The organism is Leptolyngbya sp. FACHB-36 (assembly GCF_014695955.1).
In the GTDB taxonomy this organism is placed as follows: domain Bacteria; phylum Cyanobacteriota; class Cyanobacteriia; order Leptolyngbyales; family Leptolyngbyaceae; genus FACHB-36.
This window is the reverse complement of record NZ_JACJPG010000027.1, coordinates 1-3,443: the sequence shown is the minus strand read 5'-3', so window position 1 is coordinate 3,443 and position 3,443 is coordinate 1. Positions and strand designations below refer to the sequence as shown.

Annotated in this window: 2 protein-coding genes; one reads left to right on the top strand and one right to left on the bottom strand. The window is 57.0% G+C overall.

What is annotated here, in order from left to right; translation table 11 throughout:
• The first annotated feature begins 203 nt into the window (after positions 1 to 203).
• Positions 204 to 1,607 carry a 1-acyl-sn-glycerol-3-phosphate acyltransferase gene (locus tag H6F43_RS00340; RefSeq protein WP_190340054.1) on the top strand — a complete coding sequence of 468 codons (1,404 nt, stop codon included), beginning with the start codon at positions 204 to 206 and terminating at the stop codon, positions 1,605 to 1,607.
• Here H6F43_RS00340 and H6F43_RS00335 read toward each other — a convergent pair.
• The coding region (locus tag H6F43_RS00335) for a WD40 repeat domain-containing protein (RefSeq protein ID WP_190340053.1) at positions 1,575 to 3,443 on the bottom strand (1,869 nt) is incomplete at its 5' end. The two genes, H6F43_RS00340 and H6F43_RS00335, sit on opposite strands and share 33 nt — an antisense overlap.

The following is a 3,443-nucleotide window of genomic DNA, read 5'->3' as shown; positions in this document are numbered from 1 at the left end:
GAAACAGAGCGCCGCTTTTACTTCCGGGAGTTTATTCGTCAAATCGAACTCACCCGCAGCGAGGATGCCTGGAGTTTGAAGCTTGTGTTCATTTTCTAAATCGTCTATCTGTGAACAACAACCCTTGAGCTGGGGAATAATTTGTTTTTAAGTGAGAAGCGAATCCCCTCCTCACTCCTCACTCACGTCCTTGGAGATCGTCCTTGCCTCGCTCTACTCAGTCCGCCCAACCCGCCTTAGAGTTCATTCCACCCGCACTCGATCTCACCACCGTCCGATCGCTGCAAGCGCTGCTGCCCCTGATTACCCGATCGCGAACGGCGATCACGCACATCGAAGCAGAGCACGTTGACCGACTGGTAAATCTGTATCAGCAGTTTCAGGCGGGAAAAATTCGCTTTTTGATGGCGTTTCGGCATCCCAGCGCTGACGATCCGCTGTGTCTGGCGCATTTGCTGTCACGATCGGTGCCCCAGACAGCACGCCAGCGGCACACAACGCTCCAAACGCCGATTCATGCTCACTTTATCTACGATCGTGGCATTCCTCTGTGGGCGGGTTCATTTATGGGCTGGCTCTATTCGCGCTTGGGCGGCACCCCAATCCATCGCGGCAAGCTGGATCGAGTGGGGTTACGCTCTGCCCGCGATTTGTTTGCAAATGGCAGTCTGCCAATGGCAGCAGCACCGGAGGGAGCCACCAACGGGCACAGCGAGATTATCAGCCCGCTAGAGCCGGGAATCGCTCAGCTTGGGTTCTGGTGCGCTGAGGATTTGCTAAAGGCGGGACGATCGGAGCAGGTATTTCTGGTGCCGATCGGGATTCAGTACCGCTATGTGACACCGCCTTGGAAGGCGATCGCCCAACTGCTCGCCGAGATTGAGCACGATGTCGGATTGACCAACACTACAAGCAGCCTCGACGACTCTGCGCTATACCATCGCCTCTACCGTCTGGGAGAACATCTGCTGACCCAGATGGAGCAGTACTACACGCGCTTTTACCACCAAACGCTGCCGCCTGTTGCGTCGGCGATCGCCGGACCGGATCAAGCGGGTCTGCACCCGCCCGGATCAAATGAGGAATTTAACGCTCGCCTGAATGCGCTGCTAGATGTAGCGCTGCGAGTTGCAGAGCAGTACTTTAATTTGCCTGCCAAGGGAAGCGTGATTGACCGCTGCCGCCGACTAGAACAGGCAGGCTGGGACTACATCTACCGCGAGGACTTGAAGACGATCGACCAGCTTTCTCCCGTAGAGCGGGGACTTGCCGATCGACTGGCGGAAGAAGCCTCGCTGCGGCTGTGGCACATGCGGTTGGTGGAAAGCTTTGTCGCGGTGACTGGAAAATACGTGCTGGAGCGCCCCACCGTGGAGCGCTTTGCCGAAACTACGCTGCTGCTGTGGGATATGGTGGCACGCATTAAGGGCAACAGTCCGTTTAAGCGTCCGAAGCTGGGTAAGCAGCGCGCGCTAATTACAGTCGGGGAACCAATTTCGGTATCCGATCGGTGGGAGGCGTATCAGGTGAATCGCCGCAGCGCCAAGCAAGCCGTCGCCGACCTAACGCAGGATCTACAAGTCGCGCTGCAAGGCATGGTCAGGTAGAGCAATTGCTCCCAACGCTTGCAACGTGCCGATTTGTGCGTCGGTGAGCCCCTTTACCTGCGTCAAATTCAGCCCTTCGTAGGGGCGAAGCGATCGCAGCGTGCGTATGCACTCGCCTGTCTGAGCATTCCAAAGCTTAATGGTCTCGTCTTGGCTGCCGCTGACCAAAATTTCGCGGGTGCATTCCAGCCCAGCCCAAACCAAGTTTTCGTGTCCTGCAAAGGTTTGTAGACACTCACCGGATGCTATGCTCCAGCACTTCAGCGTCTGGTCAGCGCTAGCCGTGATCACCGCTGTACCTCCCAAACTGAATTGAACCGACAAGACGTGATCGGTGTGTCCGATCAGCGTTTTGCAGCAGTCCCCCGTCGTCAAACTCCACAGCTTGACAACGTGATCGTCTCCAGCACTTGCCAGCCACTTGCCATCAGGACTAATGGCGATCGACCAAATTCGACCTGTATGACCATTCAGCGTGTTGACGCACTCGCCTGTTTGCACGTTCCACAGATGAATCGTGTGGTTGTAGTCGCCGCTGGCAAGCTGAGTTCCGTCAGGGCTAAAAGCAACTGCCAGAACCGAGCTTGTGTGTGCCCGCAGCGTGTTCACACATCCGGTCTGCATGTCCCAAAGACGCACGGCTTGGTCGTAGCTGCCACTTGCCAGTTGCTGTCCATCGGGGCGGTATGCCACCGACCAGACCCAACTGGTGTGATCGTGCAGCGTGGCTAAACAGTCACCGTGCCAGTTCCACAGTTTAATCATGGAATCGGCACTGCTGCTGGCGATCGTCTCCCCATTAGGACTAATGGCGATCGACAAGATACGATCGGTGTGTCCCCGTAAGGTTGTGTACGGTTGGGTAGACGAGTTGGGCTGCAAATCTAACCGCCACAGCTTCACGGTTTGGTCTTCGTGTCCACTGGCAACGAGATCGCGGGTAATCGGATTCAAGGCGATCGCAAAAATTGCGTTGCTCTGTCCCTGTAGCGTTTTAGTGCACTCCCCCGTGGGGAGATCCCACAGTTTAGCGCTGTGATCATCGCCACCGCTGGCAAGAACAGGTTTTTGGGGATGAAACGCGATCGCCCAGACATGCCGATCGTGCTTTTGCAGCGTTTGCAGACAGCACCCAGTTTGCAAATCCCAGAGTTTGACAGTCTGATCGTAGCTGCCGCTGGCAAGCAGCCCGTCCGGGCTGACGGCAACTGAAGTGATTGTTTTATTGTGCCCGTGCAGCGTTTGCACACACTCGCCCGTTTGCAAATTCCAGCATTTAATCGTGCGATCGAAACCGCCGCTGACCAGCGTTCTTCCGTCGGGATGCAGGGCAACTGTCCGTATCCAGCGCGAATGTCCCCGCAGCGTTTTGAGGCAGCTGCCCGTTTCGCGGTCCCAGAGTTTAATTGTGCAGTCTTCGCCTGCGCTGACGATCGTGCCGTCCGGTGTAGCGCAGACGCTCCAGACGCAGGCACCGTGTCCCTCGAACGTGGTGAGGCAGGTTCCGGTTGCGGTATCCCAGAGTTTGATCGTGCGATCGTAGCTGCTGCTGACGAGCCCGTGCGGCGTAAACGCGATCGCGGTGACGATATTGGTGTGTCCGTGCAGGATTGCGAGGCCGTCTCCGGTGTTGGCATCCCACAGCCGGATGGTGTGATCCTGTCCAGCGCTGGCGAGGAGCGGCTGCGTTGGGCTATAGGCGACACTCCAAACCCAGCCACTGTGTCCGCGACAGGTGGCAATGGGCGTCTGGTCGATCGTGCTCCAAACTTGAATATCCCCATTGGTGTCGCCGATGGCTAACTGCTCTCCGTTTGGGCTAAAGGCAACGGAAGT